The organism is uncultured Roseovarius sp. (genome assembly GCF_947259555.1).
Taxonomy (GTDB): domain Bacteria; phylum Pseudomonadota; class Alphaproteobacteria; order Rhodobacterales; family Rhodobacteraceae; genus Roseovarius.
Genome location: NZ_CAMYMD010000019.1, coordinates 1 through 24,924, shown reverse-complemented (window position 1 = coordinate 24,924; position 24,924 = coordinate 1). Strand labels below are relative to the sequence as shown.

14 protein-coding genes, 1 tRNA gene and 5 pseudogenes are annotated in these 24,924 nt (G+C 62.3%); 10 read left to right on the top strand and 10 right to left on the bottom strand.

Translation table 11 applies throughout. The features are described from left to right. Nucleotides 1-14: 14 nt before the first annotated feature. Nucleotides 15-557, bottom strand: a complete 543-nt coding sequence (locus Q0X85_RS02785; protein ID WP_297768681.1) for a pseudouridine synthase — start codon at nucleotides 555-557, stop codon at nucleotides 15-17. Nucleotides 558-601: 44 nt separating this feature from the next. On the opposite strand from Q0X85_RS02785, the gene Q0X85_RS02780 reads away from it, so the two are divergent. Further along, on the top strand, nucleotides 602-826 hold the full coding sequence (locus Q0X85_RS02780) for a hypothetical protein (RefSeq protein ID WP_297768679.1): 225 nt from the start codon (nucleotides 602-604) through the stop codon (nucleotides 824-826). A gap of 184 nt (nucleotides 827-1,010) precedes the next feature. Here Q0X85_RS02780 and Q0X85_RS02775 read toward each other — a convergent pair whose 3' ends face one another. From Q0X85_RS02775 to Q0X85_RS02765, 3 genes are read right to left on the bottom strand one after another with little or no spacing between them, the layout of a single operon-like run. After that, nucleotides 1,011-4,088: an efflux RND transporter permease subunit gene (locus Q0X85_RS02775; RefSeq protein WP_297768676.1), complete on the bottom strand. Its 3,078-nt coding sequence runs from the start codon at nucleotides 4,086-4,088 to the stop codon at nucleotides 1,011-1,013. Further along, nucleotides 4,085-5,173, bottom strand: coding sequence for an efflux RND transporter periplasmic adaptor subunit (locus Q0X85_RS02770; protein ID WP_297768674.1), 1,089 nt, complete (start codon nucleotides 5,171-5,173; stop codon nucleotides 4,085-4,087). Before Q0X85_RS02770 ends, Q0X85_RS02775 begins: the two co-directional genes overlap by 4 nt. 21 nt (nucleotides 5,174-5,194) lie before the next feature. Beyond that, nucleotides 5,195-5,695 (bottom strand): LysR family transcriptional regulator, encoded by a 501-nt coding sequence (locus Q0X85_RS02765; protein WP_297768791.1) that lies wholly within the window; start codon nucleotides 5,693-5,695, stop codon nucleotides 5,195-5,197. Nucleotides 5,696-5,929: 234 nt separating this feature from the next. Between Q0X85_RS02765 and Q0X85_RS19770 the strand changes: the two are divergent. The 6 genes and pseudogenes from Q0X85_RS19770 to Q0X85_RS02735 form a co-directional block, all read left to right on the top strand. Beyond that, a pseudogene (locus Q0X85_RS19770) lies at nucleotides 5,930-6,097 on the top strand (hypothetical protein); the annotation flags it as partial. Between the two features lie 64 nt (nucleotides 6,098-6,161). Further along, on the top strand, nucleotides 6,162-6,719 hold the full coding sequence (locus Q0X85_RS02755; RefSeq protein ID WP_297768671.1) for an LLM class flavin-dependent oxidoreductase: 558 nt from the start codon (nucleotides 6,162-6,164) through the stop codon (nucleotides 6,717-6,719). A gap of 336 nt (nucleotides 6,720-7,055) precedes the next feature. Continuing rightward, nucleotides 7,056-7,145: transfer RNA gene (locus Q0X85_RS02750), tRNA-Ser, on the top strand. A gap of 465 nt (nucleotides 7,146-7,610) precedes the next feature. After that, nucleotides 7,611-8,217, top strand: a pseudogene (locus tag Q0X85_RS02745) (transposase); the annotation flags it as partial. 215 nt (nucleotides 8,218-8,432) lie between these two features. Then, complete coding sequence (locus tag Q0X85_RS02740; RefSeq protein ID WP_297768669.1) at nucleotides 8,433-9,047, top strand: FecR domain-containing protein; 615 nt, start codon at nucleotides 8,433-8,435, stop codon at nucleotides 9,045-9,047. Further along, nucleotides 9,044-10,888 carry an adenylate/guanylate cyclase domain-containing protein gene (locus Q0X85_RS02735; protein ID WP_297768667.1) on the top strand — a complete coding sequence of 615 codons (1,845 nt, stop codon included), beginning with the start codon at nucleotides 9,044-9,046 and terminating at the stop codon, nucleotides 10,886-10,888. The genes Q0X85_RS02740 and Q0X85_RS02735 overlap by 4 nt, the downstream gene beginning before the upstream one ends. 209 nt (nucleotides 10,889-11,097) lie before the next feature. Here the strand turns inward: Q0X85_RS02735 and Q0X85_RS02730 are convergent. Then, nucleotides 11,098-11,599, bottom strand: a pseudogene (locus Q0X85_RS02730) (IS3 family transposase); the annotation flags it as partial. A 207-nt stretch (nucleotides 11,600-11,806) separates the two neighbouring features. On the opposite strand from Q0X85_RS02730, the gene Q0X85_RS02725 reads away from it, so the two are divergent. From Q0X85_RS02725 to Q0X85_RS02715, 3 genes and pseudogenes are all read left to right on the top strand, one after another. Beyond that, nucleotides 11,807-13,225 (top strand): MATE family efflux transporter, encoded by a 1,419-nt coding sequence (locus tag Q0X85_RS02725; protein ID WP_297768664.1) that lies wholly within the window; start codon nucleotides 11,807-11,809, stop codon nucleotides 13,223-13,225. 136 nt (nucleotides 13,226-13,361) lie between these two features. After that, nucleotides 13,362-13,985, top strand: coding sequence for a cyclic nucleotide-binding domain-containing protein (locus tag Q0X85_RS02720; RefSeq protein ID WP_297768660.1), 624 nt, complete (start codon nucleotides 13,362-13,364; stop codon nucleotides 13,983-13,985). A gap of 238 nt (nucleotides 13,986-14,223) precedes the next feature. Further along, a pseudogene (locus tag Q0X85_RS02715) lies at nucleotides 14,224-14,409 on the top strand (transposase); the annotation flags it as partial. A gap of 10 nt (nucleotides 14,410-14,419) precedes the next feature. Here the strand turns inward: Q0X85_RS02715 and Q0X85_RS02710 are convergent. From Q0X85_RS02710 to Q0X85_RS02690, 5 genes and pseudogenes are all read right to left on the bottom strand, one after another. Next, a pseudogene (locus tag Q0X85_RS02710) lies at nucleotides 14,420-15,802 on the bottom strand (recombinase family protein); the annotation flags it as partial. 220 nt (nucleotides 15,803-16,022) lie between these two features. Continuing rightward, nucleotides 16,023-18,008, bottom strand: coding sequence for a DNA/RNA non-specific endonuclease (locus Q0X85_RS02705; RefSeq protein ID WP_297768657.1), 1,986 nt, complete (start codon nucleotides 18,006-18,008; stop codon nucleotides 16,023-16,025). A gap of 24 nt (nucleotides 18,009-18,032) precedes the next feature. Further along, nucleotides 18,033-21,281 (bottom strand): ATP-binding protein, encoded by a 3,249-nt coding sequence (locus Q0X85_RS02700; protein ID WP_297768654.1) that lies wholly within the window; start codon nucleotides 21,279-21,281, stop codon nucleotides 18,033-18,035. Beyond that, a complete protein-coding gene (locus tag Q0X85_RS02695; protein ID WP_297768651.1) occupies nucleotides 21,278-23,119 on the bottom strand; it encodes a trypsin-like peptidase domain-containing protein in 1,842 nt (613 codons plus the stop codon). The genes Q0X85_RS02700 and Q0X85_RS02695 overlap by 4 nt, the downstream gene beginning before the upstream one ends. A gap of 9 nt (nucleotides 23,120-23,128) precedes the next feature. Next, entirely contained in the window at nucleotides 23,129-24,757 is a 1,629-nt protein-coding gene (locus Q0X85_RS02690) for a S8 family serine peptidase (protein ID WP_297768648.1), read from the bottom strand. Nucleotides 24,758-24,924 lie beyond the last annotated feature (167 nt).

Here is a 24,924-nt window from a genome sequence, read left to right as displayed (position 1 = left end):
CGGATTTCATGCGCTCAGGCGTCGCGCCACTGGCCTTGGGCGAGGCTCACCAATGACCAGTCACTCACCCGCCAGCGGACAAGGCGCAAGGTCGGGTGACCCACATGCGCGGTCATGCGCCTTACCTGCCGGTTGCGGCCCTCGGATATGGTGATTTCCAGCCAGCAGTCGGGCACCGATTTGCGGAACCTTACTGGCGGGTCACGTGGCCATAGATCAGGTGGGTCGATCCGGCGCACATTGGCGTGGCGTGTTGGCCCGTCCTTGAGCATCACACCATGGCGGAGGGCATCGAGGACCTGGTCCTCTGGTTCGCCCTCGACCTGCACGAGATATGTTTTCTCGGTCTTGAAACGCGGCGATGCGATGCGTGCTTGTAGCTTGCCGTCGTCGGTCAGCAGCAAGAGCCCTTCGCTGTCACGATCAAGCCGACCTGCGGGGTAGACGCCGGGTATGTCGATATAATCCGAGAGCGTGGCACGCGGGCTGTCGGACTTGCCGTCCGTGAATTGCGAAAGAACGCCATATGGCTTGTTGAAGAGAATGAGGCGGGCCATGGCCTTTCTTGCCCGAGCAGTGCGCCCGCCGCAAGCCGATAGCAATGCCGCGCGGGCTTCGGTCGCGGCTCATCAATATCGAGAGGGACGTAGTTTGGAATGATCCGGGTTTTGATCAGATCAAGCATATCGCCTCGGATCTTGCCACGTGCCGGATCAACGAGGCCGGTCCTCTTGAGAACGAGCCGGACGTCGATCTCACGTCCGAGATACTGGCTGTTGATGTCGAGCTTGCGATCAACGTTAGCGATCGAAACAAAATGCTTTAGCCTCATAAGACATGGTATGGGCGCTGGCTAAGGTGGCCGTCAGCGCGGTCGCGCCCTGTGCCATGTCAAATGGCGCCGCGCGCGGCCTCTTACACCATCTCGTAGGGCAGTACCGTATGATCTGGGAGCAATTCTGACCCCTTGAAAACGTTGCGCACTTCACAGGCTGGCCCGAAAAATGTGCTCAAGCTTTTGTTTCGCGCAGCTCTTTTTCGAGGGCATCGGCTGAGGAGGCGCGTGAGCTGGCAAGGCCACTGACCAACGCATAGGCCGCAGGGGTCAGGAAGAGGGTGAAAACGGCAGCCATGCCAAGACCGCCCACGATCACCCACCCGATCGAGGCCCGCGCCTCGGCCCCCGGCCCGGTCCCGAGAATGAGCGGCAGGCCGGCCATTACCGTGCAAATGAGCGTCATCGCGATCGGACGCAGCCGCGCGAGCGCCGCCTCATAGGCCGCATCCATCACCTCGCGCCCCTCGTCGCGCAGCTGATTGGCGAACTCGACCAGCAGGATGCCGTTCTTGGCCATCACCCCGATCAGCATCAGCACCCCGATCTGGCTGTAGATATTGATCGTCGTGCCCGTGAGCAGCAGTGCGTAAATCGCGGCACAGACGCCGAACGGCACCGTCGTCATCACCACCAGCGCGCTCGTCAGGCTCTCGAACTGCGCCAGTAGCACGAGGAACACCACCAGAAGTGCTATTACGTAGGTTGCCGTGAGCGCTGAAGAGGTCTCGTCGAGCGAGGCCGCTTCACCAAGGAAGATGAGGCCGATGCCGGACGGCAGCTGCTCCTGCCCAAGCGCGCGCACCTCGTCGATCACTTCGCGCAGTGTTACCTCTGGCGCCACCGAGGCGTCGATCTCGATGGCGCGACGCTGCTCATGACGGTCAAGCTCTGCCGCGACGCCGCGTTCGTTCAGGGTGACGATCTGGCTCAATGGCACCAGGTCGCCCGCATCCGAGCGGATATTGAGGTTCATCAGGTCGACCGGATCGCGCACCGCTCCTGCGGCGGATTGCAGAAAAATCGGCACCGCCTCGTCGTCGATGGTCAGTTCCGCCACCTCGTCCTCGTCAATGAGCGCGCGCAGCGTTCCTGAGAGCGTCGCCATCGGCACTCGCAGATCCGAGGCGCGCTGCCGGTCCACCCCGATGCTGAGCTGCGGCTGCGTCGCCTGATACTGTATCCGGATCCCCGAGAGCCCTTCGATCCCCGCCAGATCCTGCGCAAAAGCGTCGGCAGCCTCGGCGATCTGCGGATAGTTCGGCCCTGTGAGCGCGATGCTCAGGCCGCCGCCCGATCCGCCGCGCAGCCCCAGACTGTTGCCGCTGCGAATGCGCGGGCGCGCGCCGGGCAGGGCTTCAAGCTCATCACGGATCTCAGCCTCGATATCCGCCTGCGACACATCCCGCTCCTGCCAGGGGACGAGGCGCACGCCGATGCTGCCGCGGTTGAGGTCATAGCGCCCGGTGATCGAATAGAGGCTCTGCGCCACGCCCTGTTCGACATAGGGCCGCAGCATGTCCTCGACCTGCACCACCTGCCTGTCCGTGTAATCAAGCCCGGTGCCGTCCGGCCCCTGCACCCAGACCGAGACCATGCCGCGATCCTCCGGCGGCACCAGCTCCTCGCCCAAACGTTCATAGACAAGAACCGCGCCCCCGGCGATCAGCGTGGCGCCCACCAGCGTCACCAACGGCGCGCGGATCATCGGGCGGATAAGCGCGCCGTAAAGCGCCGCCAGCCGAGTTCCCAGTCCACCAAAGACCCCGCCACCGCGCCCCAACCCCTCCGAGAGCGAGGCCAGCATCGGGCACATGGTCAGCGCGACAAAGGACGAGATCGCCACCGTCGCCGCCAGCACGAAACCGAATTCGGTGAATAACCGCCCGGCATCGCTCGGCAGGAAGGAAATCGGCACAAAGACGGCGATCAGCGTTACCGTGGTTGCGATCACCGCGAAAAACACCTGCCCCGATCCCAGAACGGCGGCGGCGCGGCGGCCCATCCCCTCCTGCCGCCGACGCTGGATATTCTCGGTCACGACGATGGCATCGTCCACCACCAGCCCGGTGGCCAGCACCAGCGCCAGCAGCGTGATCAGGTTGATCGAGAACCCCATCAGGTAGATCCCCGCGACCGATCCCACCAAGGCAATCGGGATGGTCACGGCCGGGATGAGCGTGGCCCCGAGACGGCCGAAAAACACCCAGATCACCGCAATCACGATCACCAGCGCCACGCCAAGCGTCTTGAGCACCTCGGAAATCGCGCCCTTGATGAACACCGCATCATCGCTGGTGACGGCAAAGCCGAGATCTGGAAACCGCTGTTTCAGCCGCTCGATCACGCTGCTCACCTCGTCGGAGATCCGCACCGTATTGGACTGCGCCTGCCGCACGATCCCGAGGCTGACCACCTGCCGCCCATCAAGCCGCGCGACGCTGTCGGGCGTGGCAAGTCCGAAATAGACCCCGGCCACATCCCCCAGCCGCACCCGGTCGCGCAACAGCAACTCCTCGATGCGCGCAGGCTCGGCCACGGTGGCATCGGCGCGCACCAGCACCTCCAGCGGCCCCGAGGAAAAACTGCCCACCGGCACGTCGAACTGCGCCGCGCGCAAGACCTCCGCAACCTCGCCAATCGAAAGGCCAAAGGCCGCCAGCCGGTCCGGCCTGACCTCGACCCGCAAGACCCGCTGCCGATCCCCGAACAAGACCACCTCGGCCACGCCATCGACGGCGGTGAACTCGGTGGCGATGGCATCCTCGACCAGCCGGGTCAATTCCCCGATGGACCGCGCGTCACTCCACACCGCGACATCGACGACCGGATCGGCATCCTCCTCGGATTTCACCACGAACAGATCCTCGACCCCGTCCGGCAATCGCGTCTCGACCCGGCTCACCGCCTCGCGCACGTCATTGGCGGCATTGGCCAGATCGCGATCCGAACTGAACTCCACCCGCATCCGGAAATTGCCTTCTTCCGAAGACGTCCGCACGGCCTCGACCCCGGCAACCCGCGCCACCGCCCCCTCGACCAGGGACGCGACCTCGGCATCGACCGTTGTGGGCGAGGCACCGGGATAATTGGCGCGCACCGACACGATGGGCCGGTCCACGTCGGGCAATTCCCGCACCTCGATGCCAAAGAGCGCGCCGATGCCTGCGATCACGATCAGCAGGCTCATCACCGCCGCCAGCCAGGGCCGTCGAACGCTCAGATCGGAAATGCCGCGGCCGCCCATGCTCATGAGCGGACCGCGTCGGGATCGTTCAGGACCTTGACCTTGATACCGGGGCGCAGCCGCTGCGTACCCTCCACGATGACCCTGTCGCCCTCCGCCAGTGGGCCATCCAAGATCACGAGACCCGCCCGGCGCCGCACAAGCTGCACCGGCACCTGCTCTGCCTTGCCGTCTGTAACGCGCCAGACCTGCAAAGCGCCCCGCGAAAATTGCAGCGCCAGTTCCGGCACCGCCGGATACCTCATGCCGGGCAGATCGAGCCGGATTGAAAACGATGCGCCGGGCCGCAACAGATCACCGGCATTGTCGATGGCCGCCCGCACCCGCGCGGTGCGGGTGTCGGCCTCGACGCGGCTGTCGATGGCCACGACTTCGCCGTCAAAGCTGCGCGCCTCGACGGCCGGGGTGTGCGCGACGATGGCTAACCCGATCCTGACGCGGCTCAAGAGTGCCTCGGGCAGGTCGAATTCCACAAGGATGCGGCTGCGGTCATCATAGCTGGAAATCGCGTCATCGGCGACGATCCTGTCGCCTTCCTCCACGTTGGCCAGCCCCGATACACCGTCAAAGGGCGCGCGCAGTGTCCGGTCGTCCAGATCGGCCCGCGCTTGTTCAACGGCAATTTGGGCGACCTTGTACTCAGTCTCGGCTTCCTCGAACCGCGCGGTCGCGGCGGCCCCGGTGTCCTGCAATGCGCGATAGCGGTCGCGTTCCGATGTGGCGCGTTGTAATCGGGCCTCGGCAAGGGCAAGCGCGAGTCTCTCATCGGTGTCGTCCAGCCGCATCAGCGTGTCTTGTCTCTCAAACTTGCGCCCGGGCAAGATGGCAAGGGAGGTGATTTCTCCGCCTGCTGGTGCCCGCAGCGTGATCGAACGCTGAGCGAAACCGGTACCTATGGCCGAGAACGTCAGATCGTCCCGGGCTGTCTCGACCTGCGAGACAATGACCGGTGCGCCTTGTGCCTCGGGCACCGCATCCGACGATGGCGCGGCTGTATCCGATGCCCATAGTGCCGCCACGTCCGCGCGAAAGTGCCACGCGACAGCCGCCCCGACGATCAGTAGGGCGGAGAGCAGGAGTTGTTTTATCAAACCCGTTCGCGTCAAAAGCGGTCACCTGTCAGCTGCGATCCTGTTATAGCATAGCGTGCAACACCAATCCGTCACGAAACTCTTGCAGGGGCATATTGGAGGTGTCGACAGGTTTTGTTGCCTCAATCTCGCAGGAACGTCGCGCCTTGCGTCAATCGTCCCACCAGGTTCCGGAACCAATTCCAGTCCTGAGCGGCGCTTTCGTTGACCACAAGGCATTTTTGCGCGTGTAGACCGGCGCGTCAGTGACGACAAAGATCCGCCCGGCACGAACGGGACGATCAGCGAGCGCCTCGGACAAGCAGGCGGAGCCGCGATTGTCGAGAATGAATTGGAGCGCCCACCATGAACTGTCAAAATTGATCCGCGCCACAGCCCGGTCATGATGCGCGCATATTGCAAAAGCTTGGCGCCCGCTGGTGTCAGCGTCGCCCCCGATTTGTGACGGTTGAGCAGAGTTTGCCCAATCTCGTCCTCGAGCGTTTTAAGTCGCGCGGTGACGGTGGATTGGGTCACGTTCATCTTTTGCGAGGCGCGAACGAGGCGTCCTGTTTCGCCGGTCGCCACGATCAGTGGATCGATGACCGGTTTTCCGGGATTGCGTGCTGCGGCGCACCCGGAGCCGCCCCACAAATAGACGGAGCATCCGTCTTTTGCTGTGAGCTGCACCAACGGTGCGATCAGGCAGTCACTTGATCGTTCTCGGTCATGTCTGCGACGCGCTGCCCAGCCGAGCCCGGCCTCTGACCTGTCAAGATGGCTGTTATCACCGGGTGCTGCCGCAAACAAAACCGGCCCATGTGGCTGCTACCTGAAGGCGTGCGAATGAAGACCTGCAAGATGCTGATCGACGGGAATTGGGTCGCGTCCTCGGAGGGCGGTACTTTCCCGAGTTTCAACCCGGCGACAGGCGAAAACTGGGCCGCGATACCCGAAGCCTCAGCCTCGGATGTGGACCGCGCCGTGCGATCTGCTGAGTGGCGGAGGGATGGAGTTCGGCGTTCGCTCAGGTGCCTATCAGCGCGAATTCGACCGGATGTTTCCGGGGCTCGATCAAAAGGACAGCTGGCGCTATCTGCAAGAGATGCTGCCGCTGCTCAAAAGGCTACGGGCTGGCGACGTGGCACATGATGGCACCTACTGGCAATTCCCCAGCTCGACATCCTGTCCCAAACCCCTGCAGACGGAGGTTCCGATCTGGGTCGCGGCGCGCTCGCCGATCACCTTTGACTACGCGATCGCGCACGACTGTAACATCATGAGCTGGCCGCTGACGCAGCCATTTTCCGAGGCCGGGAAAGATCGCAGTATGTTGGACGATAGCGGCCGGCGGCTCAATCCGGGCTACTCCGGGAAATTCGCCATGATACGACACACCGTGCACTATGACAGCGGTTCGACTACTGCTATGAGCCACGCCATCGCCGCTGAAATCCCTCGCGCAGAATCCCGCGTTGTGCCGCACCTAAAGCATCTTGGCCTGATCGAACGGCCCGAGCCTTTCTCAGCGCCGTTCTTCGCCTTTCTGGACCGCGTTGTGAGGTGAATATGCGCGAGGCAGCACACAGTGTCATGTAATTCTGTCATGCATGCGCATTCATCCAGTTTTGGCAGGCCCGTCCGGCGTTTTGAAACAGGGCGAGGCTTTGGGCGACAGCGACCAACGCCTCGTGTGGTGCCAGAGTGCATTGAGCATCCGCTTACGAGGTCAGCGTCCGCGACATGCGACCCGGTGATGATGCATGCTGATGTCGGTTTGCCTCTGGTTGTCCAAGATACGATTTCTATGCGGTTCAAGGATCTGGCCGCTCTGACGGAGCTCGCTCAAGTTTTTGAAATTTCGTCTTGTAAACCTCTGGTTTGCCCGGCTATACGCGTCGGCGGAGACGTGGCCGAGTGGTCGAAGGCGCTCCCCTGCTAAGGGAGTAGGCCCGGAAGGGTCTCGTGGGTTCGAATCCCATCGTCTCCGCCACTAAACAACGTTAGTGCATTGAAATTTTGGAACTTATCCTGGATTTTAATTGGGCGTTCCCACACATGTTCCCACATATTATTAATGTATTCCCTGAATGTCTGATCCCGAGCATGGAGAGACATGTCACTCTTCTGGGTTTCGTACGGTGATCAGTTCTCGTTGGCGTTCACTGCTGATCTAGCCATAGCTGCGAAGCGTCGTTAAAACGTCAGTATGGCCAAGGTTTTGGGAGTTTGCGACAAATTCCGCGACCGAGGTGGATGTATTCGCTGCTTGGCGTGCCAGCATGTGCCGAAAGGCATGCGGACCGTAGTTCGGCAAGCCAGCTTGAGAAAATGCATCATTGACGATTTTGCGAACCGGTTCGGTGCTTTTCCATGGGCGGCGCGCGAAGCCTGTTCCTTTGAACCCACTGTTGGCGTGTGCGGCGATGGCTGTCGCGGGGAAAAGTGGGCCCTGAGCCTGGTGCGACATGGTCAATTACCGGAACGGGAAGTGATGACCGGGATCGGTCCGGTGCCAGTGAAAGTGCCGCGTGTGCGGGACCGGGGCGCTGGCGAAGACAAGATCACCTTCACGCCCAGCATCCTGCCCCGGTATCTGCGCAAGGCCAAATCGGTCGAAGAACTGTTGCCGTGGCTTTACCTCAAGGGCGTGTCCACGGGCAATTCTTCCGAGGCGCTGGAGGCGTTGCTGGGCCCGAATGCCAAGGGCCTGTCCGCCAAGACTATCACGCGTGTCAAATCCGACTGGTGGGAGGACTACGAGGCTTGGCAGAAACGCGACCTTGGCGCGCGGCAGTTTCTCTACCTCTGGGCGGACGGCGTCTACTTCAAGGCGCGGATGGCTGACCTCCAATCCGATCGAAAGTACCTTTGCCACCGTCAGGCATCGAACGAAACGCACCAAAGGATGCATGAGCCGCAAGACAGGACTGGCCATGGCCTTCAGGCTGATGATGTCAGCACAGAAGAAATGGCGCAAACTCGACGGTCAAAATCGCCTGCCTGAGATCATTCAGGGGATTGAGTTCCGAGACGGGGTCCGCCAAGTTCAAGCTGCCGCCTGATCAGGCATCACCAACTTTTGGCCATATCTCGCGTGAGCGAGCTTGAAAACGGTCGCAAAATCGGCCAACCTCTCCTCAAGACAACATCACTTGGGAAATGTCGGCTCTATCTCGGATGGGTAACCGTCTGGCTTCGGTTTGGTGCCAAGCTCTTTTGACTCAAGCACTGGCTTCGGTCGACGTCCTGGGACGGCGCCTCACATATGTTTAGAAATATGTTCCGCACAATATGCCTTTCCATTGCACTGGCCTATGCCCCCGGCTTCCCCGTGATGGCGCAGACGGATGTCCGGGGCATCTGCGTTGTTCTTTCTGTCGAGGGCGCCAGCGTGGTGTCGGCGCCGGGCAATGGCCGCCGGGCAGCGGAGGTCGGGCTTGGATTGGGCCGTGGCGCGACGCTGCGCACCGAGCACAATGCCCGCGTTACGCTGCAGTGTGATAGCGAGCTGCGCGTCGTTGTCGGTCCGGCCTCCGAAATCGCGGTCGCGCGCCTCGTGGACGACGCGCAGCAGACATTCGGTATGCGGCTAATGCAGGGTATCGCGGGGTTCTTCTCCGATGGCGACGATACCGGCGAGACCATTCAGATTCGAACACCGTCGGCCGTGGCCGCCGTGCGTTCCACCGAATGGGCCATGCGTGTTACCGAGGGCGCCAGCGCGGTTTTCGCGCGCGAAGGAGCAGTCTTTGTCTTTGGCGAGACCGAAACGGTGCAGTTAGGCCCGGGGGACGGTGTCGATGTCACGGCGGACGGCACAGTCGGTTCAGTTGTCCAATGGGGCCAGCTGCGGATTGACCGCTTTGCTGAGTTGCTGGGGCCCGATTGGTGACAGGCCGCGGCCTAGCCCTTGTACGCTGGGCGCGCGTTGGCCTGTTGGTACTGATCGGCGCCTTGGTCCTCGTTATATGGCATCCGGGTGAAAGAGGCAGGATTGGCGCGGGCATTGAGGGGCGGCTGCTTGATCTGCGCTTTGCGGTGCGGGGGCCATTGCCGCCGTCCGATCCGGTGGCCATCGTGGTGTTCGACGATCTTGCGGTGTCCACACTGGAGGCCTTTCCACCAAGCCGCGCCGATATCGCAAGAATCGTTCGGCAGGCGTTCGCCGCTGGCGCTGAGGTTGTCGCGCTTGACCTGCTTTTGGTGGACCCGCGCGACGATGACCCAACGCTGGCCGAGGCGCTCAAACTGGGGCCCACGGTTTTGGGTGTCGCTGAGGCACGCTCAGAGGCCACCCCATCGGCCTTGACCATTCCTGGTGGATTCGGACTGGTCGTTGGCCCGCGCCCAACGGCGGCCTTGCCCGCGATGGGGCCAGCACCCGGACTGCAAGGTCATGCGGCCGTGGGACATGTCACAGTCCGGCACGACAGCGACGGCATGCTTCGCCGAATGTGGCCAGCTTTGACTGTGCAGACGCCCGACGGGTTGGTTACCGTGCCGGGGCTGGCAATCGCGGCGATTTCAGTACAGCGGTCCCGGCCCGACCTGATCCTATCAGGCGGTTTTCCCGGGGGACGGTTGGAGGGCGCATGGCCCACAGCAAGATTGGACTTGCAGGGTGCGCTGCCACTCAATTTCTACGGCCCCAGTGGAACCATTCCCATCCATTCCGCCGCCGCGTTGTCCGACGCTGACTTGCATGGCAAGATCGTATTTATCGGCGCAACCGCGACGGGCTTTGGCGACCGCCATGCCACCAGTCTTGACGCAACGCTGCCCGGTGTGGAAGCACATGCGACCTTCGCCGGCAACCTGCTCGACGGGCGGGTTCTGCGCCGCGATTTGATGGCCTTGGGTCTCGGCGGGGCACTGGCCGTTACTGTTGCTTTGGCAGGGCTCTTTGCCGGGGGGCTTGCGCGACCATGGCTTGCCTTGCTGGTCAGCGCCCTTTTAGCGGCGGCAACGCTGTCTGCATTGCAAGCGGCGTTCGAAGCGGGCTGGTGGCTCGACGCCACAACCGTGCTGGGGGCGCTTCTGGTGGGACTGGCGGTCGGAGGGACGTTGCGCTTTCTGAACACACGACGTCGTGCGACCAATCTCGCGCGCTTTCAGTCACCGCGCTTGGTCGAAGCCATCGCCTCTCAAACTAACCCGCTGAGTCGTCTTGCGCCTCAGCAAGCAGTCGTCCTGTTCGTCGACGTAGCCGGGTTTACCACGATGGCAGAACGTATGGGGCCCGCTGGCACGGCCGACTTCTTGAGCGCCTTTCACGAACAGGTAGAGGCCGCTGCCGATCCGCTGGGCGGGGCAATTCTGGACTTCTCCGGCGATGGTCTCCTTGTTGTATTCGGCCTTCCCGAACCGGCTGAGGGAGATGCCACGCATGCGCTGGAGTTCGCCGAAAGACTATTCCATGCTGCGGCAAGGGACGGTGTGAGTTTACGCATCGGCGGCCACGCCGGGAAAGTGCAGCTTGGCATTCTTGGTGGAAAGCGACACAGGGTTGTTTCTATCAGCGGCGATGTCGTCAACACGGCCAGCAGGTTGCAAGAGTTTGCCAAATCCCAGGGCGCAGAGTTGGCCATGTCGGATGCCCTGATCGCCAGCGAAAGCCGGGCGCTAGCCTGGGCCGAGACGGCTCAACTGACCCCACTAGCCGATCAATCGTTGCGTGGCCGGAGTTCCACAGAGACGATTTGGATCGGCAGGTGCCGAAGCCCAGCGACGTGACACGCAATGCGATCAAGTCAAAATCGGATCAACACCTTAAACCTGACAGCGATGAAGTAAGAAGCTATCCCCGAAGCCAAAGGACGAGCCCCGAAACACCGACAAATCCGCCGTTAAAGCGGAGTTTCCACCGGTTTCGTGGACGGTTATGGGCTTGGAGATACCAGCCCTTCAGTGGCGGTCCTTTCGTAGTTGATCGGTGACTTGAAGCCCTCCTGGACCAGTAGCCCCTGCAGCATCCGGCTGCCTGCGAACGGGAATTCCATATGCAGCTTGTCGATCCGGTGCGTCAGCTTGAGATCGGCGTCCGACACCGGGCGGGGCTTGTATTAGACACTGCCCCGGCTGATCCCCAGCACCTTGGCTTGGCGGCTGATACTCAGCTTCGCAGTGAGATCGATCATCCTTTTGCGCTCGGCAACAGGCCCGCCTTGCCGAGCGCGCCGGGCAAAAAATCGTTCTCCAGCGTCAACTCTCCGACCTTCGCCTGCCGGGTCTTCACGTCGATCGCCGGTTCCGCCGCGGCCTTCGGGCTGTCGCCGAACACCCCGGTCGCGCCCTCAAGCAACTGGTCACGCACTGCTTGATCTGGTTCGAATGAACGTCGAAATCCTGCGCCAGTGCGATCAGCGTCTTCTCGCCCTTGATCGCAGCTACAGCCACTTTCGCCTTGAATGCCGGGCTGTGATTCCGGCGCGGCCGTCTTGCCATGGTCTTCTCCTTGCTCGGAGCATCATGCCGCCGTTGCACGGAAAATCCACCTATCCCGGCTGTTCAGATTTCCGGAACCACCTCGATGAAACTCTAGGCTACCGGCCTCTGCCCAACCTTTGTACACTCGTCGTGTGCAACGGGGAATTCATGTGGCCCCGGGATGCTCTTGCTGTCGATGACCGGCCCAACTACGAAGGACCTGAGATGACGCCCGGGAAGAACGCCAAATTCACGACCGGCAGCATCATGCGTCACGTTTCGGTTTCATCCTTTACGGCCAGCATCGGCCTGATGGCGATCTATGCGGTCGATCTGATCGACCTGATATTCATTTCGATGCTCGGGTATGAGGAAATGGCCGCCGCCGCTGGCTATGCCAGCGCTCTCATGTTCTTTACCAGCGCAATCAATATTGGCCTGTCAGTCGCAGCCAGCGTTTTGGTATCGCGGTCAATCGGCGAGGATGATGAGTTGGAGGCCCGAGAATACGCCACGAGCACAGCGATGCTCGTTATGGTGATCGGGATCGCCATGCCGCTGATTCTATTGACCAATATTGAGTTTTTCGTAAGAGCTCTCGGTGCCACGGGAGAGGTGGCTGACCTTGCGGCGACCTATCTTTGGATTGTCTTGCCATTCACTTGGGTGTCGGGCCTGTCCATGGTCACAGTCGCGTCGTTGCGATGCTACGGTGAGCTCCGGTTGGCGATGTACCCATCCCTTTTCGGCGCGTTGACCAATGCGGTGCTTGACCCGATCTTCATCTTCGCGCTGGGCATGGGCTTGCCGGGTGCGGCCTGGGCAACGGTGGCGGCGCGCTTCGTGACGCTGGGCCTTGCCCTTTATCCGGCGTTGCGCAAGCACAATGCGTTTGTCCCCCCAAGCGTGCGCTTGCTCTGGCGTGACCTCCAGACGGTGACACATTTCGCCAATCGGGCCGTGCTGGCCAGTGTGGCCACGCCCATTGGCACGGCGATCGTGACCCGAGAAATGTCAAAATTCGGGCCAGAGGCGGTGGCCGGGATGGCCGTGATCGGAAGGATGACGCCGGTTGCCTTCTCCGTAATTTGGGCGCTTTCGGGTGCCATCGGGCCAATCATCGGACAGAATTTCGGTGCCGACCATATTGATCGGGTCAAACGCGCCTATCTCGATGCCATCAAGTTTGTCGCGATCTATGTGCTCTGTATAACCATGATATTGTTTGCCTTCCGTGGCCCGATTGCTGATCTCTTTAATGCCGAGAACCTGACGAGGGAACTGATATACCTCTACTGCTTCCCCCTGGCACTGTCATCGTTCTTCAGTGGCTCGGTCTTTGTGGCGAGCGCGTCATTCAACACGCTGGGCCGCCCGTCTTATTCGATGTGGTTGAATTGGGGGCAGAACACCCTGGGCACTTGGCCGTTTGTCGTCGCTGGAGGGGTCCTGATGGGCGCGCAAGGGGTTTTGATCGGACAGGCGCTCGGTAGCGTAATCTTTGCCTCAATCGCGATATGGTTGGGATGGCGGCTGATAAAGAACCCTCCGCAAGAAAGCATGCGGCACCGGAGCCATAGCGCGCTCTTTGGCCATGGCAGCCTCATTGCCCATACACTCCAGAAGCATGTGGAAGACAAATGATCCTGACCGAGGGACCAAAACCCTGACGCCGACTGAAACTGTACATTTCTGAATGGTAGCGACAACAGGACCGTAGCGTTTGACCAGATCCTTGACATGGTTCCTGGCTCGGCGGGCGCATTAGGAGAATAGGGAAATGGAATTCATCACCACACACCACATGATTGAAGCCGTTGGCTGGCTCGCTGTTGCGTTCAAATTGGCGACGTTCTCCATGAATTCGATGATCTGGCTGCGTGTCCTCGTGATCTTGTCATCGGTCTGCTTCATCATCTATAGCGCTTTGTTTCAGATCTGGCCGCTTCTGGCGATTGAAGTCATCTTGCTCTCCATCAACGCTTATCGCCTCTACGAACTCATAGCGCTTAGCAGATTGGTGACGCATATGACGGACGAGTCCGAACCCGATTTCTCCGCCGCCATGTCTTATGGCAAAAAACGTGTCATCCAGTCGGGCGATTTCCTTTTTGAGAAGGGCGATCCGGTTGACAGCCTTTATTATCTGTCCGAGGGCCTCGTTGAAATCGAGGGTCAGAATGTGACTGTGCCTGCGGGAAAGATTTTCGGTGAGATGGCGTTCTTCAACAGCAGTGCCGCGCGAATGGCAACGGTTCGGTGCGTGGAGGATACGGTTGTTTACGAACTCAACGAGAAGCGCTTTACGCGATTGCAGTATGAAGACCCCAAATTCGCCATGGCCGTGATGCGCCTGGTCACCAGGCGGCTTGTGGCGAATGCCGCGCAAGCGCAGAAGGATTGATTCGGGCAAAGTCAGGTGGAGCCTATTCCCTGATTAAGGGGCGACTTCTGGCGGCGTGGCGCGTCCTACGGACCAGAGAACGGCCCAAGTGTGTTTTCACGTCGAGAGACTTCGGACATAGAGGTGGCTCGGCAAATCTGAACAGATGAGTTAGGTGGATTTTCTGCTCCCAATCCGGCAGCTTTGTCGGGACGAAGGAGCGAATCTATGGACGGCCCTTGCGCAAGGTGTTTTTGGGCGACGGAACCACAGCCCTGCCTTCAAGGCAAAGGTCGCATTGGCGGCGCTGAAGGGCGACAGAACGATGAGCGAGCTGGCGACGCAGTTCGACCTCCACCCAAACCAGATCAAGCAGTGGAAAGATCAGCTGCTCGATGGCGTATCGGATGTCTTCGATGACAAGCCGAGGGCATCATCGCGGGCTGGAGAAAACACTACAACTTTGCTTCATTACGCCCATCTTTCTTTGTTGTTGAAGAAAATAGATTTTGCTGATCCGGGTGCGATACTGCGGGGTGTTTGGGGTTTTGCCGCGCCCGTTTCTTGATCTGTTGTGCCGCCGTTTTTGATAGTTCCGCGCGCTCGAATACCCATGGATCGTCTGCAAGCGGGTGATTGGCTTTGATATCACCTGCTTCTGCTGCCAAGCGCAACGTTCTTGGGGCTACTCCGAGCAGTTTGGCCGCGCCGGAGAGATTGAGCCAGAGATCGAGACCATTGGGTTCGGGCTTGAATACCGGTATTTTGCGGTAGGACCGGAGTGCCGTAACCCGTTCCCTTGTCCAGCGGTTGCCGTTTCCGGTGGCGCAACCGTTCCGGTTCAAAATGCGCGCGATGACATCGTCGCTGGCGATCCGCGCAAGCTGGCGGACGGCTTCGACAATATCCGGTGCTGTTGCGTTGTGCTGTCCGCGACGGCGCTTGGGCAGGCGGATTTCGGTATGGGCGGCCCCGGCCCAATGAACCAGCAAAACGATCTCGGAGGCAATATCATCGAGTTCCGCCACCACTTCCCGGATCACCGTGCGAACGATGCGCTTCCTGAGCTTGGCATCGGTGGTCGGCGCGAACCAGACTTGTTCGAGATCGCTCCCGAGGGCCGTCAGGTCTTCCACCGGCAATGCTGTCCCCCTCGGGGTGTCCGTATCGTGGTGAGCGATCTTATTCTCGACCTCCTGGACATGCGTGAGTGCCCGGTTCCAGCGGGTCTCCAGTTCGGCGGTCACAAGGCGGTTCTCGGGATCGGATGCATCATACTGCCGAAACGCGCGATTTGCCTCGTAGTGCGCGGCCTCAAGGTCGCGACAGAGCGCATCGCGAACCTGATCCCGCTGACGCGCCACTTGCAGGGCGGCAGCCTCCGCCGCGGCGATGGCGCCCGGGCCGACCACCTGCAGGAGTGCGTGTTCAATGGCATCGTCGACTCGCAATTCGCCAAAAGCGATGCAGCGCGCCTCGCCATTATCCAAAGGACCGCGCCAGCAGGAGTAGCGGGGAATATCGTGTTTCTTGCCGGTATAGCGAACCGTCAGCTTGCGGCCACAGCGCCGAAGCCCGGTCAAAAGGGCGGCCCCATGTTTGGCTGCGCCGTGATGCCGGCTCTGAGGGATATTGTCGCTGACCATCTTGCGGATCGCCTCCGCCCGTTCCCAACTCACGTAGCCTTCATGGGCACCCGGCTTCGATGCAACCCATTCGTCGCGATCTTTCCTGCGAATGGCCGATGTCCCGAACCCCGCCGCTATCCGGGTCTTGCCATAGGCATAGGACCCGCCGTAGGCCGGATTGACGATCATGCGGTGGATGGTGGCGTATGTCGGCCGCCGCCAGCCCCGGCCGCACGCCGCGCTACGCCAAAAGGCTCCGCGCGCGGCCTCTTACACCACCCGGTGGGGCACTACCTCGAAACACCAACCACACACGACAACCACAAACGCTGGCCACACTCAAATAAAAGCAGTGCGTAATAAATTCCGTATTTGCCAGTGTTCAATCTCCATCAAACGCACAGAGGCCATCCGACAAATTTCACCACCTTTATGAGCCTGGCTCAGTGTGGTCTGATCCTAGAACAATCTGTTCAAGATAATCGATTTCGATCACCGGTTTTGCGGCAAATGTGGCTTCGCTCTGTGCCAGACGGTTGAGTGGATCGAAATCTCGCAGCGGACCGAAATCATAGCCTGTCATGGCTTCGAGGTCGCGGATGCGGATCTGAAAAGTTTTGTACTCACCGTATTCGAACCCTTCGGTCGCTTCGGTCAAGCCGCCGTCGAGCAGCATGTCCTGAATGAGCTGGCCCTGAGAGAGCATGTAGGCGGTGGCGTGCAGGCGGATGACCTCGTCGGGGCCTGTCGCGAGCATGATCAGCACCTTCCAGAAATGCGTTGGCAACGGCGCGCCGGTCTTGCCGAGTTCCTTGTCCCCGGGCGTGTAGACCGGCCCTGTAAAGACATTGGCGCGAAAGCCGTGGGTGCGGGCGCTTTCGAGTACGTAATTCTCAAGACCGAGCCATTTCGACCACGAGCGATTGAGCGCGCGATGCTGAGGCGCGGCATTGGTATAGTGATAGCTGTCGAGATTGGCGCGCATGGCCTCGTCCTCGGTGCCCCAGTTTGTCGCGTAGCGCCTGACCATGTGGCCTCTGTCTATGTCGGCATGGCCGTAGTCCTCGCGGTCAAGCTGGATGTCGCGGGGGATCCGAAGATCGTGAAACCAGGTTGAATTATGCCGCTTGATCGGGCGGAAGAGCGCGCCGTCGAGATTGAAGGCGGTGACCGCAGGGCCCTTGTTCGGGGCCGAATAGAGCACGCCGAAATGCTGGTAGCGCAATTCGTGCGGGCGGGCGGGCGTGGCGTCGGAGGGCGTGGCAAGCCCGAGGGCGTCGGGCAGGACCGGTAGCGGTACCGAGGCGGCGCGCAGAAAGTCGGGGTCATAGCCCCGGCGGCCCTCGAAATGGCTGGCGTCATGCGTCCTGTCGGCGGCCTCCGTCGTGCCGCTGGCATGGTCGGCGACCGCAGCGGCGTGCGAGTTGCCTGCGAGCAATGCCTTTAGGGTTGAGACGCGCACCGCTGAATTGGTCTTGCGATACGCCCCGGCAAAGTGCAACCCCACCACGGTCGCGCTGTCGAGTGACAGGAGCGGCGAGCCGGAATTGCCGCCCAACGTGGTGCAGTCGTGGCTGAGGATGTCGCCAGTGGCGATCAAGAGCCCCGGCGCGAAGCGTTTCACGTCGTAAAGGCCTTTGAAATACCGCTCCATATGCACATGCGCGTTGCGGGTATCATAGGCGGGATAGCCAACCGTGGCGACCGTTTCCCCGTCCTGACCGTCGGCCCCTGCGAGCGGCAGGGGCGCGATGTGATCCACGTCTGCCGGCTTGTCGATTTCACCGATCGCCACGTCGGCCGAGATGTCGTCGGCAAGATAGGTGAAGCGGTGAATGGCGAAGAGCTGTGCCGGATCGGGTTCGGAATTCGCCTCTTCCCCGAAGTCGATCTGCGCGCCGTATTTGACGTTGCCGGGCCCGTAGGCATAGACGGCATCGCCGCGAAAGGTGCGCTGCGCGACGATCTTGGCGACGTGGCGGTTGGTGACGATGCGCAGCGTGTCGCCCTTGTCCTCGATCACCCATCCCGTTCCGCCCCAGCCTCGGGCATGATTGAGAAACTCGATCCGCCCGATCGAGGGAATGAATTTCTCGACAGCGGTTATATCGCCCGAGATGTTCCCGTCAAAGAAGGCGGAAAGCGTGTCCTTGCCGGTGACTTTGCCGTTCTCGACGATCAGGGGCGGGCGGCGGATGAGTTCGATGATCGCTTCCATGCGGACCGGAGACTCGCCCCGGTTCTGAAGCTGATGGGGTGGGGTCTCGATCATATCCTTGAGGCTGTCGATGCTCAGCCCAAGTTCGTCGATCAGCGGGTTACCCTGCTGTGACGAGGTGAGCACGGCGTCGAGCGTCCCGTCCTGCGCGAAAGTGCCGAGGCGGGCGATGCTTTCCTGAATGCGGCTGTCGGTCATGGGTGTTTTCCTTTGAATGGAGGCTTACTCCAGAGGCGCGAAGACGCGGTTCGGGGGCAAGCGGTGGGCGGCGAGGACGGCCAACGGGGCAGCGGCGATTGCGGTGATGCCCGCATCATGGAACAGCTCAAGAGCGGTGCGCATCGCGTCACGCGGCTCGGCGTCGGGCGGCAGGGCCGCGATCGCCTTGGCGTAGCGTGGACCAAAACGGTTCTCGAGGTGGCGTGCGGCGGCGGGGCCGTCATGCGTGGGGCGCGACCAGAACATGAGCTGCGTGCGGGCGGCTTCAATCGGCGCATCCGACCAGAAGAGCCGCCACGCCCGACCCTGTGTGACGCGGTCGATCGTACGTCTTTTTAACCAGTCCTCGGGTGGCGTGCGCCCGAAACACCACGCGCCGGCGACGGTCCGGCGCCAGCGTTCGAGGGAGTGCGCCAGCATCGGAAGATCCGGCACCGGGTTGAACAACGTAAATCCCTCGATCCACTCGGCGGCGAGGCCCATACCGCGAAACGCCTCGCCCAGTTCCAGTGGCGAGGTAAAGCGATCGGGCAGTGCCTCGGACACGTTGCGCAGGGTCGGGGCAAGGTGTGGGGCGGCCGCGCGGGGCAGGTCGTGGGCGTTGGCGATGAAAGTGGCGAGCGCTCCACGCGGCGCGCGGCGCAATACGGTTGACAGGATACTGGCATAGGGATTGAGGATTGCGAACTCGTAGGACTCGTCCGCCGGATCGACGCCGCCGCCTTGCTCGTGAAAAACGGGATCGGAGACAAAACCGTGCTGGCGGCGCATGCCTGCGCTTACGTAGTGCAGCCGTTCCTCGGCTTCGCGATGCTCGCCACCGTTATGGGCGAGAAGGCCCAGTACGGTGTCCATGTCGTGTCGTTCAAGATCCGAGGCAGGCACCGAACAGAGCAGGGCGAAATCGAGCGCGCCATCCTCTATTCCAATACGCGCGGACTCTGCGCGTGCGGTGAGGATACGTGCGCGCAGGTCCGCGTCGCGCAACCGTTGGACAAGCGCGTCAAAGCGAAACTCTGCCGTCATGTCGAGCAGGACACGCCCTTCGAGCAGCGGCGCGTTCTCCAGCGCGGCGTCCAGAGCGCCATAGGGCTGCACGTCAAAGAGTTTGCGGGCAGAGGACCAGCGCCCGGTCAGCCAGAGATACGCCATCAAGAGCCGACCGGTGCGCGACCCGGCGGGCAGCCAGCCATCGAGCGCGCTCTGAACCACGTATTCTGCTTCACGCAGGTCCGCGCGGGAGAGTGTGAGCTCTAGATCCGAGAGCGCGCGCGGATCTGGCGCGCGCGCGCCATCAGGCAGTGCAGATGCAATTTGAACCCGGTTGCGGTTCGCGTCGAAGCGCACGAATGTATCGCCCGAAGAATCTGCTGCGAAGTCTTGTTCTCTGGAGATAGGTGGCGTCTCGGCCGGGGCTTCCCGCGCGTGTCCGGCCCTGCCGAAATCTGACCGTACCCCTTGGGCCTGACGCAGCGCGGCGCGTGCGGGTTCGGGCAATTCGTCCAGCATGAAGGGATCGAAGCGGCGCGCCAGATCCGCCGGGATGTCGGGCATCGGATTGCCCGTGCGGGTCAGTTGCAGCCGGTGATAGAGCGCCGCGAACGGATTATCCTGACGCTCGAACCACGCGACCGCGCGCCGGTTGATCGCGGTCGTGGTCTCTGGTGCGGCCTCGTAGATCAGCGGAAGAAATGCGCGCCGCACGTCCGAGCGGTGACGCAAGGTGCCGGCACCGCTGTCTTCGGTCACAAGCCAGTGCTGGTCACGCAGGGCATTGAACATGGTGCGAAGCTCACGCTCCGGCATGTCGGGCGCTACGACAGGCGCGATCACCTCTTTCAGAGCGCCGAGATCGACCTCTGCGAGGATCAACCCCTCGGTTGCGAGACCGCGCAGATCCTTTGGCACGCGTGACAGGATTGCGCGGTAGAGATAGCCGCCGACAATGTCGTCCCCCGCATCCTCGGGGATCTCGGTCTCGTCGAAATCATCATGACTGACGGCCTTTGCGGCAAGTTTGAGAAGCAAGGGGTTGCCCTGCGCAAGCTGGTTGATCCTCGGCCAGAGGTCCCTGGGCACGTTGCGTTCCTGTAGCAGTTTATGCACCGCCTTGGCATCGAGGCCCTGAAGTTCAAGGGGCGGTCCCAAGATGCGATCGGCTGCGGGTGCCATGGCGTCGCCCCGACCGGCGGCGATGATGGCGATACGATCGATGCCGGAGGTCGCCAGCCGGTCGAGCCGCTCGAACAGGAGCGGGATACGCGTCTCTCCTTCGGACCGGAGCACTTCGAGCGTGTCGAGAACGACGAGCAGGAGCTTGTCCGCGTCGTTGATCGCTTGCGCTATGGTGTCGAGCAGGCGGGCGAGGGGCGGTTGGCCGGAGGCTGCAACTTGCGCCGCCGTGGACTTGCGGGTCACTGCGACCGCCTCCTGCGTCGCCTCCAGCCGCAGGTCGCGCAGGGCGACGGCGCTGCCGGGCAGGCTGTCGCCCACTTGGCGTGAAATCTCGTCAAAGAAATGCTGCGCATCGAGGATGTCGAGACCCGAGCGATCAAAGTCGAGCCGCACGACGACCGGTTGCTCCTTGAGCCGGGCAAGTTGCAGGGCGCGCTCAAGCACGTGGGATTTGCCGATCCCGGCGACGCCGGAAATATAGATCGCCGTGAGTGGGGCTTCGGATTGCGGGTTGGCGAGGGCCTCGGCAATGCGTTCAAGCTCGGTCTCGCGGCCCACGAAATCATCCCCGACGACAGATTCGGTGCGTTTCTCGGCCGTCAGGCGGTTGAGGAGGCCGCGCAAGGCCAGAAGATAATCAGCGCCGGGCGCATCAGGGCCGGCGCGGTCAAGCGTGCCGGTTATGAAGGCCAGATCGCCGCCGATGTCACCCAGCCCGATCATCCGTTGCAGCGCGGCAGGCGCAAAGACACCGCGACCGAGGCGAGCATCCGCGACGGGCGTATCGAACGACGCGGCGATCTCGGCGCGGGCATTGTCGAATTGCTCGGCGGACAGGATATGGTGGCGCGCGGCGGGGCGCATCGTCCAGCTTTGACCGGCCTTTGATGGTGTCGAGGTATCGGCGCATTCAGGTTGCAGAAGGGCCAGCACGCGCGCCACAACCTGAATGTCGCGCGGCATTCGCCCCGCGTTGGCCCACCGTACCGCATCGGCCGGGGCAAAGCTGTCGTGCAGCGCGCCATACAGGCTGGCGCGTTCGAAGAGCTGTTCAAGGTCGGGGTCGAGCGTCATCATGGCGAACCGACCCCCTGTGTCCGAATTTGCGCGCGCAGGGCCTTGGCCACCATGCCCGCGACAGCAGAGGAATAGACCCCGGCGGTCGAGGAGAGACCTGCCAGCGCTTGCCGGACAGCGGCGTCGATCACGTCTTTTTTCCACCCGAGTCCCAGACTGTCGGCCATCGCTGCCACGGTCTGGAAGACATCTTCGCGGGTGAACTCGCCGATATGTTCCACCAGCAAGCCCGGCTGGCCCTGATCCCGCGCCTCTCGGATCGTTGAATAAAGCCGGTTGCGCAGCGTGAAGGTTTCGAAGCCGGACAGGATCAGGCGCAGATGCCGACGGCTCAGGATCTCCGACACCAGATGCTCCATCTGCACCTGTGCTTCACGCGACAGGCCCGACGGCGGATTGTCGAAATAGATCCAATGGGGCGCGCCCGACTGCGCCGCCGCAGCGTCAAGCCGATTTGCGAGCGTAACCGCGCGGTCACGGGCCTCGGCGGCAAGGCTGGTTTCGTCCGGCCGGACACCGGCTGATGCCAAAAGCGATCGATCGGGGCTGAGCAGACGGGCGTTGACCTCATGCAGCAGATCGTCGCTGATGAGGTCCGTCGAGACCCGATGGATGCGGTCGGGCCTGTCATAGGCGTTGAGATACGCCGTGAGCATGTCGTAACCAAAGGAAAGGCCCGTCGGCGGCAGGGTGGCGTCGATCCGTTTTACCCATATGCCGCGCAGGTTTGGTGCCTTGTTCTCGATCATCGCGGCGAGACCGTCGAAAAAAGTATTGCGACCGATGATGAAATGCCCCTCGGGGCTTTCGTCGGTGGACCAGAGGTAATCGGGGGGGCTGTCACCGTTGATCTGCTCGAGGAAGGCGGCATTCCCCGCGTAACGCTCATAAGGAACGATCCGCCCGCCATTTCCGGCGGTTCGCCCGGCCTGATGATGACCGAGGTAACGAAACTCGCCGGAAAAACCCGCACCGCCCGATGAGCCGCCCTCGGTCGGTGCGGAATGTGGCAGGTACATGTCGTCGGCGGCGGAACGACGATAGGCGGCTTGCGTGTAACCCTTGTCGTCTCCTGCGGGGAAATGCAGGAGCCATAGCTGCCGCGTGCCGGTTTGCGGCGCCGTGGTGCCATCAAGATCGAAATGCCCAAATTTATGCGCCCGCCCGATCGGTTTGAAGAGCCGCAGCAGCGCGACATCGGTATGGGTGGCATAGGCGGAGCGCGGCGCTTTCTGGCCTGCGAGTTCGCGTGCGTGCGGCGGCGAGAGGAACGCGGGCCATGCCGCGTAATCCTTGCCGTTTATGTCCGTGACGAGGATCGAGGCGCGGGACAGGCCATTGCGTTTGAGGTCAAGCCTGCCGAGGTCTTGCAGGGCATCCGCGATCACATGCGCGGCGGTCAGCACGAGGCGGCGACCAACAAGAATACCGCTGCCTTTTTCCACGGGATGCTGGTTTTTGTCAAAGCGGATCGCGATCCGGCATCGGCGGGCATCGGCGACCGAGGAGAATTCCGTCAGCTTATCGGGATTGAAATGAGGGTCTGCGATGGCGTTGGCGTCAACGCTGTCGGACACGGCAAACCCGTCTACCGGCAGGAGTTGCGGCGCGCGGTTGCGCAGCACCGAGATGAAAGCACCCGTCAGGCCGTCGCGCTCCAGCGTCTGAGACAACATTTCGGCCAGGGTGATCTGGTTGTCGCTGGCGATCATCTGGAGAATGTCGAGCGTCATCTTCCATGCGCGGTCGGCGTAGATATCAGCCATCACCGCCTCGACCAGCGCCTGGTGATCCCGCAGCAGCGGGGCCAGCGTGGTGGGGTTGAGAGGCGTCGGCATGCGGGTCTCTTACGGACGACGAAGCGCGGCGCGCAGGGCGGGTCTGGCCAAGAGCTTGTCGGCCAGACCGGGGCTTGCGACGTCAAGGCCACTGAAGGTTTCCGTCTCGGTTGTCTGCGCCGCGCGCTCGCGGGCCTGTGCGCGGTGGCTGAGCCAGATCAACTCACTCGCGTATTCGGCGAGATCGGGGGCTAGGTCGGCCGCCGCATCCGGGGCGTGCCCCGCGAGATGAGATTGCAGGACGGCCAGCGTCGGCGCTGTGCCGGTTGGGCCGGGGGCGGCTGGCGCGGGCGCTTCGGTGCCGGTTGGAAAGGGACACGCCAAGAGCCTGTTCGCGTCGATGAGCCCCGCGCCATAGGCGCCTGCGCCCCCCCATACAGATGGCGGGATGATCCCTTGGGTGAGGCAATGAACGAACATGGCCTGAACGGTGGTCCCCGCCTGCGCTGCCTTGTGGCGCAGGGCCGTGCGCCCGCCGTGATGGGCCACCCACAGCGCGGCAGCCCCCGCGGTCAGCGAGGTCGCGAGCGTCGTGCCCTGAGCCGGGCGGATGCCATGGTCGGGGTCACTCGCCTTGTTCTTGGCCGCCCCCCAGACATTGACGCCGAAATTGGCGATCGTCACTTCGGGGCCGGAGCCGGTCTTGGCCCATGGCGAGAGGTCAGGGTTGAGGGCGGCCACTGCGGTGCATAGACCCTGCGACGCGTAGGCGGCAGGAAACACGACACGCGGCCAGCAGTTGCCGGCGGCACAGACCACGACAAGGCCACGCTCCACCGCGATGCGCAGGGCGCGTTCCGTTGAGGCCACGCGTGTCGGCCCGCCAAGCGCCATGGCAATGACGTCCGCACCTTCGTTGATGGCGTGGGCGATGGCGGACGGGATGGTGGTCTGGGTGAAATTGATCACCGACTTGATCGCGCGGATGGGCAGGATCATGGCCTCGGGGGCCGCCCCGGTTATGCCGCCGCCCGAAGTCACGTCGCCATTCTGATCGACGGTGCCGCGCGACGCGATCACCGAGCAAACCAGCGTGCCGTGTCCGGGATGCTTGAGGATACCGCTTGAAAACCGATCCGAGGCATCGCTGCCGCCTTCGACGAAATTGCGTTGGCCTTGCTGGCGGATCGAGCCGTTCAGTTCCTGATGCGTGGAGTGGCCTGTGTCGATCACCGCAACCGTGCTGCCCGCGCCACGGGTATGACCCCAGGCCGCGAGCGTGCCGATGCGCGGATGCACCCAGCCCCAGGGCAGGCTGTCGTCGCGCGAGGTCGAGCAGGCCCCCGAGAGGCTCTCGGTATCTGCCGCGCCCACGGCCGCCGCACCGATCAGGCTGTCGGCAAGAACCGGGTTGGCCTCGTCCGCCTTGGCCACGGGGCGCAGGGCGCGGGCGAATTCAAACGCCACGGCCTCTTGCCCCTGGCCCGTGATGCCCGCAAAGCGAGCAAAGTGATAGCGGTCCGGGCCGGCCTCGAAGACCGGGTTCACATCCACGTCCACACCGCCAAGCGCGTCGGAGAGGCGCGCGGCAAGGATGTCCGGGGCAACCGGATCACTGAAGACGAATTCAATGACAAGCGCGTCCTCATCCGCGATGGGTACGCCTTGATCGAGTTTGGCATAGAGATCGACGAGCATGAATGGCTCTCCTGCAAAATGGACAATGACGACCGGCGATCGGGAAACGCGCGAAAGTTGGTGATGCCCTGAGGGGCGGCATATCATGGCGGTGTTCAGACGCCGTCAATTCTCTGGTGAGAAAAGGATATGCCACATGTCAAAGACTACCATCACCCAACTGCCCG